Origin of the sequence: Belliella marina (genome assembly GCF_042682445.1) — a bacterium.
GTDB lineage: Bacteria > Bacteroidota > Bacteroidia > Cytophagales > Cyclobacteriaceae > Belliella > Belliella marina.
In genome coordinates this window covers 36,990-57,641 of the sequence record NZ_JBHUHR010000002.1, presented here as the reverse complement: position 1 = coordinate 57,641, position 20,652 = coordinate 36,990, and the positions used below count along the sequence as shown (strand labels likewise).

The window sequence follows — 20,652 nt, the reverse complement described above, 5'->3', positions numbered from 1 at the left end:
ACAACAAGTCTATCAAAACTGAGAATGCATTTAAGAGAAAAAAGAAACAGAGTGGAATAGTTATGTGAAATTTTAGCCCTTTTGCTTGTTTTTCAACATAGGAGATCACAAAGTTTTTCACAAACACTAAGTCTCGGATGCACTTCAGTCGCCTTTAGGCGAAACCAAACCTATCGGTCTTTAGCCGGTAGTAGTTTAGTTAAAATTGAACTTCGGGGGCATTTTCGGAACCTGCTGCGGCTTCAAAATATCCTTTGCGCTCAAATCCATACCATCCCGCAAATAGATTGTTAGGGAATGTCCTCAAGTTGGAATTGTATGCTTGTACTGATTGGTTGAAGTTTCTTCTGGCCACTGCGATCCTATTTTCTGTACCTTCCAGCTGGGCCTGAAGCTCCAGGAAGTTTTGGTTGGCTTTGAGATCAGGATATCTCTCGACGGCGACCAATAGCCTACTCAATGATCCGCTTAGCTGATCCTGTGCCTGTTGGAATTTTGCTATGTTTTCCGGAGTCAGGTCATCAGCTTGGAGTGTGATGGATGTTGCCTTGGCTCTTGCCTCGATCACTCCGGTCAATGTCTGTTGCTCAAAGTCGGCATATCCTTTCACGGTATTGACCAAATTTGGGATGAGGTCTGCCCTTCTTTGGTATTGGGTTTCGACTTCTGCCCACTGTCCATTGATGGTTTCTTCCGTTTGTACAAATGTATTGTAAACACCAACTGATTTGGTGTACACGAAAAGCCCGATCAGGCCAACGATGATAATAGGAATTAATGCTTTTTTCATAGTTTTGAGATTTTTAAAACAATGCAGGTATTTGACGTAAAATTAATGCAGAGGTTCGTTTTTTAAAGGTAATTTTCTTTTTTTTCCGACAAGCACGAAATTCAATAGACTTCTTCTGTATTGACAATGAGGTTTTTAAGGTGTATGGTAAAGGTGGTGCCTTTGCCCACTTCACTTTCTACGTGAAGGCTTCCATCATGCGCACGTATCTGCTCCCTTACCAGATACAAGCCCAAGCCTTTTCCTTCCACATGGGAATGGAACCTTTGGTAAAGCCCAAACAACCTGTCTCTGTAACGTTCCAAGTCGATCCCGATACCATTATCCCTAAACTCAATGATGGTGTAGTTTTCTCTGCTGAATGTCTTGATTTGGATTTGCAGTTTCCTTTCCGGATGCCGGTATTTTATGGCGTTGGTAGTCAGGTTTGTCAGGAAGTTTTCCAGATGGGAATAAATATAGTTAATTTTCGAAGCATCGGAGAAATCCTTCATAATGTCCGCTTCAGCCTCTTCGATTTGTTTGGAGAGGCTTTTTTCTATATTTCCAATGATATGGTCAAACTCCACAAGTTCGATCTTGGGGAGCTTGTTTTTCTTGATGGCTACCACATCGATCAGGTCTTGAAGGGTGTTGTTCAGTATCCCGGTGGCAGTTCTCAGATTTTCAATGATCTCTTTGTTTTCAGGATCAGATGGGTTTTGGTTGTTGTACAATTCCAAAAGTGAGGTGATATTGACTATCGGCGCTCTTAGATTATGCGAGATGATGTAGGCAAATCTCTGTAACTCCTCATTTTGGGATTTGAGGTCTTTGATAAGCTGGTTTCTCTCTTCTTCTGCGTTTTTTGTTTCGGTAATATTTTGTGTCACTAGCAGGATCCGATCGATCTCCCCATAGTTGTTGACCAGTGGCACGCCGCTTTTGAGGTAGTGCTGATTGTCTAGGATAAGTTCAAAGGCTACAGATTCACCTGTCAGTACTTTTCTGAGGTGTACTTCCAAATGGTCGGAAATTTCACGGTCATATTTTTCCAACAGGGAAGTGCCTACCAAGCAGCTTGGATCTATGCCCTGTCTCCTATATTCTTTTCCATCAGTGTATACATACATGAAATCGGTATCGAGAACTTCTATTGTACCTTTTGGGAAGTTTTCGGCGATACTCCTGAACAACTGCTCGGAAGAAAGCAGTCGTTTTTCATAGGAAATCCTGCTTAATTCAGCTCCAATCCTGTCCGAGAGTACACTCATGACGGCTTCATAGGCACTGCTTACATACATTTGCTTGGTTCCCATCAATACAAGCATTCCCAGTTTGTTGTTGTTGATATCTGAAAGCGTGACCCCCATATAGGAAGATATATTCATTTCCGAAAGGTCTTTGTCCAAGGGGAAATGTTTTTGGGCATCTTGCAGGATGATCAAAGGTGCATCAGAAGCCAAGGCTTGCTCACAGGGTGTGTTTGGAATATCATATATCTTATTTCCAATTTTCTTCCCATTGTGATGCATCGAAATGGTACTTGAATACTCTTTGGTACTACTGATCTCAGAAATGAAGCAAAACTCCATGTTCAGCTTATCCGAAAGCAGCAGGGTAAGTTCATCAAAGAATTCTTGCCCACTGAATTTTGAAGTTCTTTCAGTGACTTCAGATAGCACATTGTGGACATATTCCTGTTCACTGATATCTTCTAGGATGGCTTGGTAATTATCCCTGTCGTCTATGGCTTTTGCATTGACACGCAGGTGATATAGCCGATTGCTGTAAAAAGTAATAAATGGTCCTTCATATTGGCCAAGGCCTTTTGTAACGCTATCCCTAAAAGCCTGTAAGATCGGTTGGCCATTGATTAGTTCAAATAAGTTTTTTCCTATGATTTGGGACTCTGATTCCAAGTCGAATTGCTTCAAAAAACTTTTGTTTGCAGCCAGGATTTTCCCATCTTTCCCATAATTGAAGATGGAAACTGGGTTTTCATAAAAAAGGGTTTTGTATTTGACCAGGTTGATTGTGTATTCCTCTTCTTTTGATTTTCTATGCGTGATATCCACAAACAACCCAGCCCATATTGATTCATCCTTATATTTTTTCAGTCTATTGGAAGCACCAAAAATCCACTTGGTCTTTCCGGATTTTGTCTTGATCCTAAATTCCGACTCAAACTTCTCGTTCTTATTGTAAGCTTTTCTATCCTCAGACAGGACTCCGTCAAGATCTTCCTTCAGTATGAGGTTTTCAAAGGCTTTTTCATCCTGGAGCATTTCATATGGCTGCAATTCCGCCAAATCCATACTTCCTTCACTGATAAAAATATACTGGTGTGTATTGTCTGGCAGTGCTTTGAGCAGATAGACAATTCCCGGCACCACTCCAGTGACTTCATCCAAGATGTTCTTGTTGTCCAATAGATCCTTTTCGATTTCTTTGAATTCAGAGATATCCGCTATGACGCCCAATACTATTCCCCCCTCTATATTTTCATCGATAATCGTCCGCATTTCGTCCTGCAAAAAGACATAATGGCCATTGGCGTGGAGGTATTTGTAAATGATCATATCCGAATGCTCGAATCCTCTATCATAAACCAGGCGGTCATCCGGATGAATATGTTCTTTCCACTTGCTTCGGTTCACCGTATCAAAAAAAGAGGGGTCATAACCCAGTACTTTTTTGATGGCTCCCGAAAGGGCCATTTCCCCGCTCTCAGTGTTAAATTCATAGTAGATAAGCTGGTTTTCAGAATCAAACCAACTATTTTCAAGCAAGCCTGCCTCTAAGGCAGATTGTGAAGTATGGTACTCCAATTGGATCAGCTCTATGTTTTCGCTGAGAAATTTTTTGGTGAAGTATAACCTACCCGGAAAAACCGTCAAAAATGATGGGCAGGTACTCTTTTTGAACTTTTGGGTTTGTTCTTCACCGAGGAAGCCAAATTTATATTTGACCAATTTCTCCCAACTTTCAAACTCAGCCGCTACCGCATCTTCCTGCTGCAGGGCATACGAGTTGTCATTTACCAAAACCCAAGAGTATTTGATGTTGCTGGGTGTTTGGATTGGGGATATCAGGGCATTGATGAGATAAGAGCCGTCTTCTTGGCTGATTACATATCCCTCTACGTTTACCCAGTGAAAACAGGAATCATTGATGACTATCGGGCAATTGAATTTATCGCCATTTCCCAGGGAATCGAAGAAGAATTCAAAAACCGGTCTGTCAAGAGTAGGGAAAAGGTCCTCAAAAAAACTTTCCTTATAGAATTTTGAGTCAACACTGATCAATTCCCTGATTTCGGATGAAATGTATAAAAGCTCAAATGTCTGGTTACTATACTTTTTAAGTGTAAGAAGAATGTTCTGAAAGCTATGTTTTGGTTGTTCAGACATATTATTGTTCAGATTAAAATCTTATATTCCATTCATTCAAGTTTTTTTTGCTCAAAAAAATACCTACACAAATGTACATAATTGGTAGGATAATTTATATACAATCTCCTTTCAATGGATCAATTTTAAATTATTGGCAATTTATGAATGTCAGATCATTCTTCTTAACCTGAATTCATATTCCAATATTGCTGGTTCACTTGGTTTTTCTGTACCATACCTCATGATTGTAAGCTTTACCTGTTTTCCCACCTCTGATTTGAATAATTTGATCAAATCACTCAACTCCCAAAACTCTATCGGGATATTGTTGATCTTGATGATTTCGTCCAATACTTTCAGGCCACTGCTTGCCGCTGGGGACTTGGGCTTCAGGCTTGAAATATAGATTCTTCCATTGTCGGTAGGCAATACTTTGGGCGTGATCCCACTCATGTCATATTCAAAAGGATTGATAAAAGTGGATGATTTTTTGAACAGCATGCGTTCCCGTGGGTAATCTATGATGATCTCCATCCTTCCCAAAAGTTCAGAACCAATACTGCCGTGCCTGCCTGTTTCTTTGATAATGTAGCTATATTCCGTCTCTACGGGGTAGGAAGAGATGGTGTTGTTGAAATTGAGGCCTTTCAGCGAAAGTTGCTTTACCCTACCTACTACACCATGCAAATCCCCGCCAAGGGATCTTCCCAATTCAGTTTCCAGATTTACATGAGGGATTTTGATGTCTTCAGAAGTTTCCGGGTTGAGCAGCAATCCATGGTTGGCCCCCGTATCTATCAGGAGCTTGCTATGCAAAGTACTCCCATTGACTTGTTTTATCCTTGCTTTGATATACGGTTTGTTCAGCTCTAGGCTCAATGGGATTTTTCTGAATCCAAAAGGCCTCCACCGAATGGAATTTTCTCTATAAAAGTGGATTTTTCCCCTGTCATAATCTATCCTGACTGGGTTGAATTTGAAAAATTCATAGCCAATCACCCCAATTACGGGAATTCCAATCACACTTTCCAGCTCAAAGAAATCTTCATCCAACACCAAAAGAGTCTGCGATTTGCCTTCCACATTGCCCAGGTCCATGTAATTGTTTGGGGATACAGAGGCTGTAAGGACTGTTTTTCCATCTGCCCCCACTAGATCCAAGCTTCTTGTGTAATTGAGTTCCATTTCATTCCCAATGTTTTTGCTGAAAAGAATATTCGTCCGCACACCTGTATCCAATATAAAATTCAATGGTGGGTTTCCATTGATCGATACAGGTATGATGATCAGGTTATTTGAATTGACAAAATCGACCACCGTCTTGCGGGAATCTGTCTTCATAAAGAATCCGGGTAATTGAGCAACACAGTCGACACTCAATAGCAGGCATATTTGGGCGAATATAATCCGAAGAACTTTTGGCATGAAATCCTCAAGGGCTATGATATTTAATCCATAATATAAGAAGAAAAATAATGGGAAAATGTTTTATCCCGATCAGATATTTTGCCCATACCAAAATTTGTTATGCTTTGCTGTATTTCCAATAGCATTTCAGCAAATGGTAGATAGTTGTACTGGAAGCACTGTTGACTGCGCTAGGGGGTACAAGCTATTGAAGGCAGATGGTTATCCACAATATTTTAGCGACTATTGGAAAAATTCTGGACTTCCATTTTTAGCGATAATCATTTTCCTTTAAAATATTAACTACTCTGGGAAGGAAATGGGGTTGATTTTGGGATTTGGACAATGATATTTTTGAAATTATCTAAAAAAACCTGCATCTTTAATTCTTAGAAGAATTTGATATGGCAGAAAAGTCGGTAGTAGATAAAGCAAAAAAAATATTTGAAAATTTTCTTTCCAGACAAGGAAGCAGAAAAACCCCTGAAAGGTTTTCTGTAATAGATGAACTTTATGCACTTCCACAAGATGAGCACATTGACGTAGAAGGATTGTTTTTGTTGATGAGAAATAAAGGATATACTATCAGTAGGGCGACGATCTACAATACTTTGGATCTTTTGGTGGAGTGTGGCTTGGCAGTAAAACACCAGTTCAAGGATAAGGTGGCACTTTATGAGCAAGCCCTTACTTATAAGCACCATGATCACCATGTATGCAACCAATGCAGGAAAATCAGGGAATTCTCAGATGAAAGGCTCAACATGATCAAAGAAGCCATGGGAAGGGAGTTTCAGTCGGCCATCACTAGCCATTCCCTTGTGTTGTATGGTGATTGTCAGATCAACAATTGTGTCAACCTCCAATTTGGTTAATTCAATTTTTGAAGTGCTTTCTATAAACCGGTCTTCTGTAAAGAAACTGTAGATATAGAATTGGGAACAAAAGCAGGGTCATCAATCTGTTAGGGCATTTGTAGCTGATTTCGTCCCGGATGGTGCTTCCCGTGCTTGATTTGATAATCCGGTGCTTATGTTCCCAGTGTGTGAGGAAAAAAGGGAGTACGATCCCCATATCAATAAAATAAAATTCATTGTCATCAGTATGATCGGCAGTAATTTCGCTGGTCCATTTTTGTTTGAAAAGTAGAAAATTCAGCTCCAATGATACAATATCTCCCTTCGATGATCCTTCGAAAACCAACAACTTTACTGGGGGAAAAGGAGGATTGAGCTTAGAAAAGAGCGGCTCTCCAAACCCATCCTTGACTCTGAGATAATCCTGTGCTACCGATGTCTCTATAGTGATCTCCATTGGAAGTATAAGTATAAATTGTGGGCAAATGTTTAATCAAAATGAAATTAGCAAAATCAACAACTTAACCATCTTCCTGCCAAAATCCCATCCAATACCTATATAACCTAAACCATGAAGAAATCCCTTTTATTTTCCATCTACCTGATTTCTATTTTTGCCTGCTCCCAACAGCGGCAAGCGGAATTTGTGATAGCAGACAAGGAATCCCAGACAAACATTTATGTAGATCAAGATGCCGATGAATTGGTAAAATGGGCTGTGGGAGACTTTTTGGATGATATGGAGACCATGTCTGAAAAGAAATTTTCCATAGAATATGTCGATGGATATGATGTACAAAAGAACGGAATTTATATCAGTACAAGTGGTTTATCATTAAGCACAAGTTTGCCTAATGATTTTGGGAAAAGCTTGGAGAATCAATGGGAGCATTTTACCATCAACCAAGATCAAAATTCGCTCTTCATCATGGGAAGTGATGCCCGAGGAACGGTATATGGCATTTTTGAATTGGCAAAGCTGCTGGGGATTTCACCTTGGAAATGGTGGGCAGATGTAGCTGTTCAGCCAAAGGATAGGATTGCGATAAATTTACCGGAAGAGGGAATCACCTCAGGTCCATCTGTCCAGTACCGGGGGATATTTTTGAATGATGAGGACTGGGGATTGCAGCCTTGGGCGGCAAGGACTTTTGAACCGGAGACGGGAGATATTGGTCCGAAAACTTACGAAAAGATTTTCCAACTGCTCCTTCGCCTGAAAGCCAACACCATTTGGCCAGCGATGCACCCATCTACCAAGGCATTTTTCAAGATTCCTGGCAACAAGGAAATGGCTGAGAAATACCAGATTTTCATTGGGACTTCACACGCCGAACCTATGCTTCGAAACAATGTGGATGAATGGGACAAATCCAAATACGGGGAGTTCAACTATTTTTCAAACAGTGAGCAAGTCAAAGCATACTGGCAAGAAAGAATCTCGGAGACTAAAGAGGTAAAAGGATTGGTTACTTTAGGCATGCGTGGAATCCATGACTCAGGAATGGAAGGTGACGCAAGTACTGAGGAGAGGGTTGAACTGCTCGAAACGATCATTTCCGATCAGCGAAAGATGCTTGTCGATACCTATCAAAAGCCAATTGAGGAGATTCCACAGGTTTTTACACTCTACAAGGAAGTGCTTGAACTTTATGATGCGGGAATGAAAGTGCCCGATGATGTCACTTTGATGTGGTCCGATGACAACTATGGCTATATCAGAAGATTGGGCAAGGCCGAGGAGCAAAAGCGCAAGGGTGGAAGTGGTGTTTATTATCATCTGAGCTATTGGGGAAGACCCCATGATTACCTTTGGCTGGCCACGACACAGCCTGGCTTGATCTGGTACGAAATGACCAGGGCTTACCAAAACGGTGCAAAGAAAATCTGGATAGCCAATGTTGGGGATATCAAACCTGCTGAATACACCACGGAGCTATTTTTGGACATGGCTTGGGACATCAATGCTGTTACAGAATCCAGTGTCAACAAACATCTTTTGGATTGGAGTACCCGGGAATTTGGTGAAAGTCAAGCCAAAGAAATCGCCCAAGTAATGCAGGAATATTACCGCTTGGCAGTATTGAGAAAACCGGAATACATGGGTTGGAGCCAAACAGAACCAACTACCAGGACACGGATGGGCGCTTTTGTAGCTGATCCCAAAAATGATGAAGTAAGCAGAAGGATTGCGGCATACACCAACTTGTCAAAGCAGGTGGAGGCGATTAGGAATGGGATTCCAGAGAACAGGAAGGATGCATTTTTCCAACTGGTTTCCTATCCGGTGCAAGCGGCGGCATTGATGAACCATAAGTTTCTCTATGCACAGCTGGCAGCTTTGGAGGAAAATCCAGACCAAAAAGAAAAATTGTCGAAAAAGGTAGAGATTGCATATCAAAATATCATCAGCCTGACCGAGACATACAACCAAAAGACCAGTGATGGAAAATGGAGTGGAATGATGTCCATGAATCCGAGAAATCTCCCCGTATTTGCCATGCCTACATTTCATTTGCAAGAAAATGAAAAGGTGAACATCGATCCGAAAATCAACAGCAATCTTCCAAAACCTCTAGCCATCCAGGCTAAGGATTTTGTAAATGCGAAAAACTCCGGAGATTATGAATGGAAAACTGTGGAGTCATTGGGATACAGTGACCAAGCTGTTACTTTGTTTCCTTTTGACAATATCACTTTTGATAAAGATGCCCAACCTTATTTGGAATACCATTTTGACATAAAGGAAAAAGGCGACTACGATATACAAATCAGGTTGATTCCCACACATGCCAATGATTTTGACCATGAGGTTACATTGGAGATCAATGGCCAAGATAGCGAAAGCCATGCAATCAATACCCGCGGTAGAAGTGAAGAATGGAAGCAAAATACACTTCAAAATCACGCCAAAATCGTTCATTCTGTCAGCTTTAGCAAATCGGGCAAGCAAGTCTTGAGGGTTTATGTCAACCAAACAGGAATTGTTTTGGATCAGATAGCCGTCACTCCTTATGGTGCCCCTGCCTATTACGAAATAGAAAAATAGGTTTAGACAGGATCTTGAAAGATTAGGTGAAAATCAGATTAGCTGACATCCACCAGTTTTCTTTCAAGATCCGCATCTATATTTTGCTTTAAAGAAAATCAGGAATCGGAATTGGAAGAGATTCCCTCATAAATTTCTATTTCAAGTATGGAAATCTGACCATTTGATCGTCCATTTCCATCCCCTGCAGGTTCTTTTTGGCCTGTAATCTCAACAATGTCATAGGCATCTTCATTGGTGCCCGCACCGATCAATTGGACTTTTAAGGTCTTGCCATGCGTAGGTGTAAATGCATAAGTGATGTAACCCAAGCTTCTATCTGTATTCCCCTTGAAGACTTCTTTGCCATCCACAGAGATTATGATAAGATAGCTTTTGTTTCTCCAGTCATTGAGTTTCATGGTCACTTCTGATATTTCAGCCTCTCTTTCCAATTCATATTTGATCCAACCCGTTTCGATATTCCCGTCATTTGACCAGCCTGTCCGCTCATTGTCATCAAATGAATGAATGGCATTTTCTTCATTGGCTCCGGCTGTAGCTTTGCTGATCATTATCGGAGTTCTTGTGGGAGTAATAGAACTTGATGTTGGGGTAGGACCCTTGTCCAAATTTGAAGGCAATCCATCACCGGGAAGTGTTTCTGCCAAACCATTTTTGTGTTTTACTTCTGAAGATTGGAGTTCTAGGTTAGCAGATTCAAGACCCTCGGATTTGGCGACAATGGAGATTTTACCTGCTTCAGTTGAAGATCTGATCAACACTCTGTTTACTCCGCCTTCTGCCGGCAGCGCTTTGGAAAGAATGTAATTGTCGGGCCCTTGTGCGATTCCACCTCTCCATTCGGCAGGTCCTTCCAGTTCAAAATTTACCATATTCAAAGCTGTAGGGCATCTGTTTCCGTTTTCATCTACGATTTCAAACTGTACAAGTGCCAAATCGTGACCATCTGCCCTTAGTCCATTTGGATGGGTAATGCTTGACAGTTGGATTCTTTTTGGTGCACCTGTTGTAATTCTACGGTCTTCACTGATAATTTCCCCATTTTCATCATAGCTGACTGCTTTGATCTCACCCGGCTCGAAGGCGATATCTTTGAATGTATAAAGAAAGCGATGGCTTTGGCTGCCGATCCCTTTGGACAAGCCATTTACAAAAAGCTCTACCTTTTCTGCATTGGAAACCACGTAAATATTTTTGGTGACATCCTGTGCATAATTCCAATGGCCCATGAGATGGCTAAGGGGATTTTCTGGATCTACCCAGCCGTCCCAGATTACCTGATGGGCATAATACCCATCTTTTGGAATCCTCATGGGATCTACTTCCCCACTTCTTCTATAATTTTCAGCGCCTCGAAAATGTGTGTTTGAGTCTGAAAATATAATATTCACCCCTCCTGAACTTACCCTTTTTCCTGTTCCGGGGCGTTCTCTCCAGTAGTCGTACCAACGCACAATGTTTTCTATTGCATGGGAGTCTTGGTTTCTATTATATACGCGTGCACTTTGTCCTTTGTAGTTTGGTCCATCTCCATCTTTGTGAAATGGTGGACTGTAATTGTCCCAGTATTTCCTTAATCCTTCATCTCTTGAATATTCCATAGCCCACATAGGGATATGTGCGCTTTTGTTGATGTAGAGCATTTCTCCTCCATATTCGGCGATTTTGCTGTCCAACATTTCCCTAGATCCAGCTGCCCTTCCCCCATGTGGGTCATACTGGTCCCGAATGGCACGCATATCCTGCATATGTTCTTCAGATACGCCTTTATTGCCAGTTTCATAGAAGAGTATACTAGGATTGTTTCGGTTATAGATAGTAGCATCTCGCATCAATTCCATGCGTTGTTCCCATCTTCGGCCACTGGGATCATTTTCGGCATCTCCAGCTGGCATGGCCTGGATCAAGCCTACACGGTCACATGATTCCACATCCTGTTTCCAGGGAGTGATGTGCATCCAGCGTACAAGGTTTGCATTGCTTTCAACCATCAGTTTATTGCTATAGTCACTTAGCCAATCCGGTACGGCCATACCCACAGATGGCCATTCATTGCTGGTTCGCTGTGCGTATCCTTTCATTTGGAGTACCCGATCATTCAAATAGACCATGCCATTTTCAAAAGCTGTCTTCCTAAACCCGGTTGTTGTTTTTACCCTGTCGATTTCCTCGCCATCCACCAAAATACGCGTATACACATCATACAAATATCCATACCCCCAACTCCAGAATTCTAGGTTTTCTACGCGATCGCTTGCTGCTACGACTTTCAATTGGCCTGGAGAAATGGTTTCTTTATTGCCTTCAAAATTGGCAACAGTCTTTCCATCCATGTCTACTATCTCCACCTGATAGGTGAAATCTTTTGCCGTCTCGTATTCATTTTTCAACTCTATCTGGGCGAAAATGTTGGCGGACTTTCCTTTGATATCGAAGTCATCTGCATAGATGTAGACTCCGGTGGTGCCAAGATTGGAATATAATGGCAATGTTTGGTATAACCTGTCTGAAGTATGGAGATATACATTTTTTGGGATTCCGCCATAGTTTGCGTTGAAGTTACGGTCACTCCATTGGTATTTTTGGTTGGTCGATTTTTCCCGATAATCCCAGTCACTGTCTGTTCTCACAGCGATGATATTCTCCTCGGGGAATGGTTTGACCAGTCCGGAAATATCCAATCCCACTGCCATAGCACCATTCTCATGTCTTCCGACATGTTTGCCATTGACATAGAACTCGGCTCCTTGGCGCAATCCTTCAAATTCCAAAAATACTTTTTGGCTTTGCTTTCCTTCGGGTAATGTAAAATGTTTTCGATACCATGAAATACCTGTAGTCAGGCTATGGATATCCAATCTGAATGCTTCGTCTTCATTCCATGACCATGGAAGGCTTACTTGCTTCCAATCAGAATCATCGAAATCCATCTTTTCAGCGTGCTGTACTTCACCGACATGTACTTTCCAGCCTAAATTGAAATTGTGTTTTTTTCTTGGACTCTCGCTTTTTGCTAAGGCATTAGTAGCGGATATTGTGAAAAACAACAATATTCCTATTGTCCAATGAATGTGTTTTGAATGCATGGGGTTGTCTTTTTGGTTTATTGTCAATATCAAAAATAGCCCAGCCTAGTGCGAAATGTGTCCTGTAATGACCTGTGATACAGCGATAAAGTGATGAGTGGTTCGGGAGTCTCTTAAATCGAAATTAAAATGGGAGAAAAGGTCAATATTGTATAAGTAAATGTCATTATAGGAGAAAATTGGGAAGGAATAATTGACTAGTTTTATTTCCGGTTAAAAAATATTTAACCGATTACGGTTTCCTAACAGAATATTATGAAAATCAAATCAAGTATAATTCTCCTTTTACCAACCCTATTTTTTCTCTTTTCAAGTATTTGTTTTGGCCAAGGCCAACTGGAAGACTACCAGAGGGCGGCCAAACTCAAAGAAAATATCAAAGACAAAGTCTTGTATTCCCCAACCCAAATCCAATGGCACAAAGAAAACAGGCTCACTTATGCCATACAGACAGAAGAAGGAAGAAAATATTATGTTTATGATATCAGTGAAGAAGAGAAACAAGCTTTGTTTCAGTCAGCATCCCTAGCAAAAGCATTGGAGGAGAAGCTCAAAAAAGAAATCAAGGCAGAAAATCTTCAGGTTTCTGAAATAGTACTCAAGGATAAAAAGGTTGAGTTTCGCCATGAGAATGTGGTTTGGAGTTGGGACGGCTTTGCGGAAGAATTGGAGAAGATTAGGGATGTGGGAGGAAACAACAGGTATTGGGGAACCAGAGACAATGAATTGGGAGAAAGAAAAATCCCATCACCAGATAAAACCAAGGAGGCATTTATCAGGGATTACAATGTTTTTGTCAAAGACCTTGCTACCGGCAAAATTTCTCAACTAAGTACGGACGGAATGCCGGGAGAATATTACTCTTCCAATATCCAGTGGGCTCCTGACAGCAAAAAGTTGGCATTGTTCAAGTTTCGTCCAAGTGAAGTGAGGAAATTGACATTGATCGCTTCAGCTCCAGACGATCAGTTTCAGCCAAAGCTTTTTGAAAGGGATTATCTTAAACCCGGAGATGCATTGCCGATCCGGACTCCAGTGATCATAGACTTGGATACGGAAAAATCATGGCAAGCTGATCTTGCGCTGATGAACAAACAATATTCTCTTTCCCGACTAAGTTGGAATAAGGACAATACAGCCATCAGTTGGGAATACAATGAAAGGGGGCATCAGCGATACACTATTTTTGAAATGAGTGCCAAAGATGGGAAAGTACGAACAGTCATTGACGAGACCAGTCCCACATTCATCGATTATAGTGGCAAACATTACAGAAAGGATTTGGAGGACAAAAACCAAATAATCTGGGCTTCCGAAAGGGATGGTTGGAGACATTTGTATCTCTTTGACTCAAAAACCGGCAATATTGTCAATCAAATCACAAAAGGTGAATGGGTGGTGAGGGATGTGATGCATGTAGATGAGGAGAAAAACTTGGTTTATTTCACAGCAAGTGGCAAAAACAAAGGGGAAGATCCTTACCACACACATTTATACCGTATTGGCTTGGACGGGAAGAAGTTGGAGGCTTTGACAGCGGAAAATGCAAATCATGAGATCACCCTTTCCGAAGACAAAAAATACTTTGTGGACAAATATTCTAGGCAGGACCTTGCTCCAGTCACCCTACTCAAAGATTCAAACACTGGAAAAACAGTGACGAAGTTGGAACAGGCGGATATAGGCCAGCTGGAAAAGGCTGGATGGAAAGCTCCTGAGATCTTTTCGGCAAAGGGAAGGGATGGACAGACCGATATTTGGGGACTGATTATCAAACCAAGCAATTTTGATCCTGCCAAAAAGTACCCAGTGATAGAGTACATCTATGCAGGGCCACATAGCTCCCATGTTCCCAAGTCCTTCAACCCCAATTACTATGGTCTCAATGAACTGGCAGAACTTGGTTTTGTAATCGTGCAGATAGATGGCATGGGTACTTCGAATAGATCCAAGAGCTTTCATGATGTGGCTTGGAAAAACCTCAAGGATGCCGGATTCCCGGATAGGATTCTGTGGATGCAGGCGGCACAAAAAAACAGGCCATATATGGACTTGGATAAAGTTGGGATTTTTGGAACTTCTGCAGGAGGTCAAAACTCCACAGGGGCATTGTTGTTCCATCCGGAGTTTTATAAAGTGGGGGTTTCTTCCTGTGGCTGCCATGACAACCGCATGGACAAGATTTGGTGGAATGAGCAGTGGATGGGCTATCCTATAGCAAGTCACTACGAAGAATGCTCCAATGTCACCAATGCCAAAAACCTGGAAGGGAAGCTACTCCTGCTTGTAGGTGAAATTGATGACAATGTGGATCCCGCATCGACTTATCAGCTGGTAGATCAGTTGGTGAAGCATAATAAGGAATTTGAATTTATGATGTTCCCGGGAATGGGGCATAGTTCCGGTGGTGAATATGGTGAGCGTTTGAGAAGGGACTTTTTTGTCAAGAATTTACTAAATGTCAGCCCACCTGAGTGGAAAGATCTGGGGATCAAATAGCATATACGGATAGTTGAACCTGTCTCATAAGTAGTACTCACTTCATTTATTCTAAAGTAATATTTTGTAAATCAATTTCTTAGTGCCAACTGAAAAACTAAAATTATTTGTAATATTATGAGTCTATGTTTTCAGCTATGAATTTATTGAAAATTAGGTCGCTCCTAAGGAACTGTAGTCCCATCGGGACTAACTGTCTGTAGAAATCAAATAGAATAATGTAAAAAGCTCCATAGGAGCGACCCGTAGAATTATTATAAAGTTCTAACTCTATAATTTTTCAGTAAGCCCTATTTGCTTTAAATATCAAAGGTGAAAGAAGCTGTTCCTTTCACCTTATTCCTTGTCCCTTATTTCTTCAGAAATACATTCAAAGGATTCCTTTCATCCAGCTGAATCCCTTTTACCACTGCTTCCGCATTGAATTTTGCCCCTTCTTCTATTGTATGTGTATGGTCTTCGGTATTGAAATAATGCTGACGGACATAGGCTTCCCCTTTTGAGTCATAGGCATCAGCAATGATTGCATTGAGGTCTATGAAAATCGCCTCGGAATTTTCGGCAGCTTCTTGGGCCCAAAGTCCATAACCTTCCGAGGCCCGGTTGACTTTGCCATCATTCCAGCTGTTTCGTGGCACTAGGGAACAGACGATGGCGGTAGCACCTTTAGCTTTGGCATCCAAAATCATGTTTCGAAGGTATTGCCCATAGGAATAGACGGTCTCCTGCTGCTTGGTGATAGGGTTGTAGATATGTTGGGCTTCCAAGCCTGCACTCCGAATCGTACCCCTGGCCCTGGCTTCATCGTCCAGTGGGCTGCTGTCATTGTGTCCAAATTGCATGATAACATAATCACCCGGCTCCAGTTTGTCGAGTACTTTTTGCCAAAGACCATAAGTTTGGAAGGTTCTGGAGCTTGTCCCTCCCAAAGCATGGTTTTCCACTTTGATTTTCTCCCTGTCAAAAAATGGACTGATATAATCTCCCCAGCCCCAAAGGCCACCAGCTCCGTCACCTTGGCCATTTTTGACAGTGGAATCTCCGATGAGGTATAATGTTGGTTTTTTGGCTGGCAAAAGGGAAAGTAACTTTTCGTCCTTGAGTGATTTGAGTCCTTGGATGACTGACCAAGCGTTGATTCTTGCGCCAGCTTCATTGGTATGGGTATGGTCTTTTTCAAACAACCCCTTGACTACTTCCTGTCCCCATTTGTCATATTGGTCGGCGACAATCCCATTCAGATCCACAAATCCAGCCCCGCCTTTTTTTGCTGCCTCCTTTGCCCATAGCCCAAAATCCATATTGGCACGCTCCACGGATCCATCTTGAAATTTGTTCCTTGGGATCATGGATGCCACGATCGGATGTGCTCCTTTTGATTTGGCATCTTGGATGAATTTCATGAGATACCAACCATAGGTATAGACTGTTTCCTGAGATCCATCCGGCCAGGTCAGCTCTTTAGTCTCATCCCCCATACCCCTCAGTACGCCACGGTAACCTGCCCTTGTGGTGTCAGGTTGGCTGCCTTCATTGTGTCCGAACTGCATGATGACATAATCACCTGGCCTGAGGGATTCCATCACTTTTTCCCAACGTCCTTCTTTGATAAAAGTCCTGGTACTTCTACCAGCCATGGCATGGTTGTGGATTTCCACTTTGGTACTGTCGAAGAAATCCTGCAAAAAAGTTCCCCAACCCCATTGGCCGGGACCACCTTCACCAGATTGGTTTCTAACGGTAGAATCACCTATCAGATAGATTTTTGTTTTCTCCGATCCTTCGGAGGAAATATGTAAGAACGCAAAGCTTGGGATTGCCACTATAATCATCACAAACATTATAGCTTTTGATATGCTTTGTCGGTTTTTTTGCTTCATGTTTTTAGGTTTTTGTCAATAAATCGGATAGCTGCTACAACCTCATCATGATACCATAAATGCTCATAGTGAGTTTAAACTCCAAATTTTGCAATCGGGTAAAAGAGTCAATTTCACCTATTACCAGATAATGTTGTAAGCCTTTTGGAAAACTATGCCAATTCTGCGTTTTTCCCATCCTGTCCTGACCTGATTGTCCACCATTTTTTGCTAACTAAAACTGTTTAAATGCAGTCCATGCATGACAGAACAGGATTGATTTTATTTTTGTCCTCTTTAAATTTATAATTCTTTCAATCCAAAAATCCCAGAATCAGATCAATTGGTAATTGAAAAATAATTTTCCCAACTATTTATATAATATAATAAACCTGAAACAAAACCCTAAGACAAATGAAACAAAATTTATTGCTTCAGTACTATTCTAGGATTCGAGTGGCGCTGATCATAGCGTTGACTATTCCTTTAGGTCTGACACTCGCCTTTGCAGATTCCATCGAAAACGAATGGGATGTCACCATCACTGGTGTAGTCACTGACAAAGAAGAAGGTGTCACACTGCCGGGTGTAAATGTTGTCATCAAAGGAACGACAACTGGCACAGTTACAGATATTGATGGAGCTTACAGTATTACTGTTCCAGACAATAATGCTGTATTGGTATTTTCATCGATCGGATATGTTAGCCAAGAAATGCGTGTTGGCTCTTCGAATACCATCAACATTGAACTTTCTCAGGACTTACAACAACTTGGGGAAGTGGTAGTAGTCGGCTATGGTACACAAAAGAGAAGTGACCTTACAGGAGCTATCACAAGTGTAGGAACTAGGGAGCTAGAAGAAAGGCCCATAGCCAATCTATCCCAAGCACTGCAGGGGAATGCTGCAGGGGTTCATGTGACGACTAATATGCGCCCAGGGGAGTTGCCTGCTATTAGGATTAGAGGCAACAGGTCGATCAATGCTTCAAATGAACCATTGTATGTCGTAGACGGTATCCCGGTTGTCTCTCAGCTAGGAGTAAGCTCGTTTTCATTGAATGACATAAACCCAAACGATATTCAATCCATAGAAGTGCTAAAAGATGCTTCTGCAACAGCAATCTATGGATCCAGGGGTGCAAACGGGGTGATTCTGGTGACCACAAAAAAGGGCCAAAAAGGATCAATCAAGGTAAATTATACGGCAACAGTATCTTTGGATTCATACAAAAATTTGACTGATTGGATGACGGGTGGCCAATATGTAGACCTCTGGAGACAGTCACTGATCAATGGTAGACTGTATGGACCAGCAGGGAATGAGGATTTGAATGATCCGGCACAGCCCTGGTATCCAGATCCTTTTTTAGATCAGCAAGTCATGGCACTAGGCCAAGATCCGGTTGCCAGAGACAATGTTTGGAGAGGTTATGAATGGGAGGAATTTGGAGTCACCCCAAGGCTGAGACCCACTACAGCACAAGAGCAAGAAATGGGATGGCCCGATCAAGTACCAATTTATAACTCAGACAATATACCTACACACAATTGGCAAGATGATGTCACTAGACTGGGGATTACCAACATTCATCAAGTGGCTATTTCATCTGGGACAGAAAACTCGAGACTGTACTTATCAATGGGATACCATGATCAAGTAGGTGTACAGAAAGATCAGGATTTTGAGCGATTTACACTGAATATAAATGGAGATATGACACCTACCAAATGGTTGACTGTAGGTACTTCAGTTTTAGGATCGTTCTCCAAACAAAACTTTGGTTTTTTAGGTCCTAACACCAGTAATACTGGGACGAAGGATTTGTTTTCAAGAGCCACTAGCCAATTCCCTTATGCTGTACCAAGAGACAATGAAGGAGAATTAATTGCAAACCCAGGAGGAAACCTTAGCTTATGGAATCCTATTATGGACATTGATCAAGCACTCAATGAGCGAAGGGCTACATCTATCATGGCTAATATTTTCTCGGAAGTGAATATAACTTCATGGCTTAAATACCGGGTGAATTTCGGAGGACAGATAAGAAATTTCCGTAATGGCTCATGGACTGGTCCCAACTCATCTACACACATAAATGCAATGAGACCGAACACTGCAGGGATGTCCAAAAATGAGAATTTCTCATGGGTAGCAGAGAATTTACTTTTTGCTGATAAGACATTCGGGGATCATACATTGGGGATTACATTACTTCAATCATCCCAATATTCTAGAATGGAAGGAATGAATATTGGGGTCTCAAATATTGTGATACCTGCTAGCCAATGGTATTTACTCCAAGCAAATACAAATGGTAGGCCAGATTCTTATGGTACATCATTTACAGAAAATTCTTTGCAATCATGGATGTTGAGGGTGAATTACTCTTTTAATGATAAATACTTGCTGACAGCTTCGGGAAGGTATGACGGGTCTTCAGTTCTAGCCCCAGGCAATAAATGGGACTTTTTCCCATCATTTTCAGCAGCATGGAAGATGCAGGAAGAAGGATTCTTGCGGGATGTTTCTTGGATATATGAATTGAAGCCAAGGTTTGGTTTTGGTGTAACTGGTAACTCAGCTGTCAATCCTTATACCACAACTGGACCTTTGAGTCAAAACCCATATGTATTTGGTAGTGATCCAGCGATAGGGTTTTTGCCACAATTGGTTCAAAATCCAGACTTGGGTTGGGAGAAAACAGCTCAGTGGAATGCAGGTTTAGATTTTGGATTGTTTGATGGACGATTGAGTGGGGCTTTGGAAGTCTATGATATGACCACCACCGGGCTGATCTTTGGTAGGTCTGTACCTGCAGTAACAGGGTATGTTCAGAAATTTGAAAATATTGGCAGTACAAGAAACAGAGGTATAGAATTGACTTTGTCTACAATCAATATGGAAAGAGATGGATTTACTTGGCAGACAGATTTCAATTTTGGTGCCAACAGAGAGCAAATCCTGGAGCTTGTCAATGGTGCAGAAGATATGATTGCCAACAATTTGTTTATCGGTCATCCTATCCATTCATTCTTTGACTACAAGCATGACGGTATTTGGCAAAATACTGATGAAGATTTGGAGCAAATGGCGCTTTTCAATGCCAATGGACACAATTTCTACCCAGGTACAGTAAAGATCGTAGATCAAAATGGGGACTATAGAATAGATGGTGATGATAGGGTAGTGGTAGGTAGTCGTCAGCCTAGATGGACTGGTGGTATTACCAATACTTTCAATTATAGAAACTGGACTTTAAGTTTTATGGCCTATGGAAGGTTTGGACAGACTTATTTTGGTGGTGCACCTACGATGGGAGGTACTTGGCCAAGTGGAAGGTATGAAACTGATCGATGGAGTTTTGACAATCCGGGAGGTCGCTGGCCAATGCCGACAATTGGTTCGAATGCAGAGAATATCATCAATCCAATGCAGTTCAATGATGGTTCCTTTGTGACCGTAAGACATATTTCATTGGCTTACGATGTGCCGCATCAAGCAATTGAAAGGCTGGGAATGTCAAACCTACAGCTGAATGTTCAGATGGTGAACCCATTTATATTTGGAGGTGATGTAGTTCGATGGGGAATCAATCCTGATGATGACACAGCGTGGGAAAATAGGAATGCTTCAGGGGATCCGTTAGGAGGGATGAATAATAATACCATCCTACAACAGAGCTTTGTGTTTACATTAAGAGCAGGGTTTTAATCATTTAAAAAGAA

General features: G+C 41.6%; 10 protein-coding genes. 4 read left to right on the top strand and 6 right to left on the bottom strand.

The features are described 5' to 3' along the window. Nucleotides 1-199 precede the first annotated feature (199 nt). From ACFSKL_RS01470 to ACFSKL_RS01460, 3 genes are all read right to left on the bottom strand, one after another. Nucleotides 200-790: a LemA family protein gene (locus tag ACFSKL_RS01470; protein WP_376882783.1), complete on the bottom strand. Its 591-nt coding sequence runs from the start codon at nt 788-790 to the stop codon at nt 200-202. A 101-nt stretch (nt 791-891) separates the two neighbouring features. Further along, the gene (locus ACFSKL_RS01465; protein WP_376882781.1) at nt 892-4,182 is read right to left on the bottom strand and encodes an ATP-binding protein; all 3,291 of its coding nucleotides are present in this window, start codon (nt 4,180-4,182) and stop codon (nt 892-894) included. Nucleotides 4,183-4,332: 150 nt separating this feature from the next. Beyond that, nucleotides 4,333-5,505, bottom strand: coding sequence for an aspartyl protease family protein (locus ACFSKL_RS01460; protein WP_376882778.1), 1,173 nt, complete (start codon nt 5,503-5,505; stop codon nt 4,333-4,335). 470 nt (nt 5,506-5,975) lie between these two features. On the opposite strand from ACFSKL_RS01460, the gene ACFSKL_RS01455 reads away from it, so the two are divergent. Next, on the top strand, nt 5,976-6,446 hold the full coding sequence (locus tag ACFSKL_RS01455) for a Fur family transcriptional regulator (protein ID WP_376882775.1): 471 nt from the start codon (nt 5,976-5,978) through the stop codon (nt 6,444-6,446). 1 nt (nt 6,447) lies between these two features. On the opposite strand, the gene ACFSKL_RS01450 is transcribed toward ACFSKL_RS01455, so the two are convergent. Beyond that, nucleotides 6,448-6,885, bottom strand: a complete 438-nt coding sequence (locus tag ACFSKL_RS01450; protein WP_376882773.1) for an SRPBCC family protein — start codon at nt 6,883-6,885, stop codon at nt 6,448-6,450. A 114-nt stretch (nt 6,886-6,999) separates the two neighbouring features. On the opposite strand from ACFSKL_RS01450, the gene ACFSKL_RS01445 reads away from it, so the two are divergent. After that, nucleotides 7,000-9,477 (top strand): glycosyl hydrolase 115 family protein, encoded by a 2,478-nt coding sequence (locus tag ACFSKL_RS01445; RefSeq protein ID WP_376882770.1) that lies wholly within the window; start codon nt 7,000-7,002, stop codon nt 9,475-9,477. Between the two features lie 98 nt (nt 9,478-9,575). On the opposite strand, the gene ACFSKL_RS01440 is transcribed toward ACFSKL_RS01445, so the two are convergent. Next, entirely contained in the window at nt 9,576-12,566 is a 2,991-nt protein-coding gene (locus tag ACFSKL_RS01440; protein WP_376882768.1) for a DUF4982 domain-containing protein, read from the bottom strand. A 255-nt stretch (nt 12,567-12,821) separates the two neighbouring features. Between ACFSKL_RS01440 and ACFSKL_RS01435 the strand changes: the two genes are divergently transcribed. Then, nucleotides 12,822-15,065 (top strand): S9 family peptidase, encoded by a 2,244-nt coding sequence (locus ACFSKL_RS01435; protein WP_376882765.1) that lies wholly within the window; start codon nt 12,822-12,824, stop codon nt 15,063-15,065. Between the two features lie 350 nt (nt 15,066-15,415). On the opposite strand, the gene ACFSKL_RS01430 is transcribed toward ACFSKL_RS01435, so the two are convergent. Beyond that, nucleotides 15,416-16,945, bottom strand: coding sequence for a rhamnogalacturonan acetylesterase (locus tag ACFSKL_RS01430; RefSeq protein ID WP_376882763.1), 1,530 nt, complete (start codon nt 16,943-16,945; stop codon nt 15,416-15,418). Nucleotides 16,946-17,338: 393 nt separating this feature from the next. Between ACFSKL_RS01430 and ACFSKL_RS01425 the strand changes: the two genes are divergently transcribed. Further along, entirely contained in the window at nt 17,339-20,638 is a 3,300-nt protein-coding gene (locus ACFSKL_RS01425; protein ID WP_376882760.1) for a SusC/RagA family TonB-linked outer membrane protein, read from the top strand. The last annotated feature ends 14 nt before the right edge of the window (nt 20,639-20,652 follow it).

What these genes read in the sequence shown, in the direction of transcription:
- ACFSKL_RS01430 (WP_376882763.1), bottom strand. Translation starts at nt 16,945, where the DNA reads ATGAAGCAAAAAAACCGACAAAGCATATCAAAAGCTATAATGTTTGTG.
- ACFSKL_RS01455 (WP_376882775.1), top strand. Translation starts at nt 5,976, where the DNA reads ATGGCAGAAAAGTCGGTAGTAGATAAAGCAAAAAAAATATTTGAAAAT.
- ACFSKL_RS01425 (WP_376882760.1), top strand. Translation starts at nt 17,339, where the DNA reads ATGAAACAAAATTTATTGCTTCAGTACTATTCTAGGATTCGAGTGGCG.
- ACFSKL_RS01445 (WP_376882770.1), top strand. Translation starts at nt 7,000, where the DNA reads ATGAAGAAATCCCTTTTATTTTCCATCTACCTGATTTCTATTTTTGCC.
- ACFSKL_RS01435 (WP_376882765.1), top strand. Translation starts at nt 12,822, where the DNA reads ATGAAAATCAAATCAAGTATAATTCTCCTTTTACCAACCCTATTTTTT.
- ACFSKL_RS01470 (WP_376882783.1), bottom strand. Translation starts at nt 790, where the DNA reads ATGAAAAAAGCATTAATTCCTATTATCATCGTTGGCCTGATCGGGCTT.
- ACFSKL_RS01450 (WP_376882773.1), bottom strand. Translation starts at nt 6,885, where the DNA reads ATGGAGATCACTATAGAGACATCGGTAGCACAGGATTATCTCAGAGTC.
- ACFSKL_RS01465 (WP_376882781.1), bottom strand. Translation starts at nt 4,182, where the DNA reads ATGTCTGAACAACCAAAACATAGCTTTCAGAACATTCTTCTTACACTT.
- ACFSKL_RS01460 (WP_376882778.1), bottom strand. Translation starts at nt 5,505, where the DNA reads ATGAAGACAGATTCCCGCAAGACGGTGGTCGATTTTGTCAATTCAAAT.
- ACFSKL_RS01440 (WP_376882768.1), bottom strand. Translation starts at nt 12,566, where the DNA reads ATGCATTCAAAACACATTCATTGGACAATAGGAATATTGTTGTTTTTC.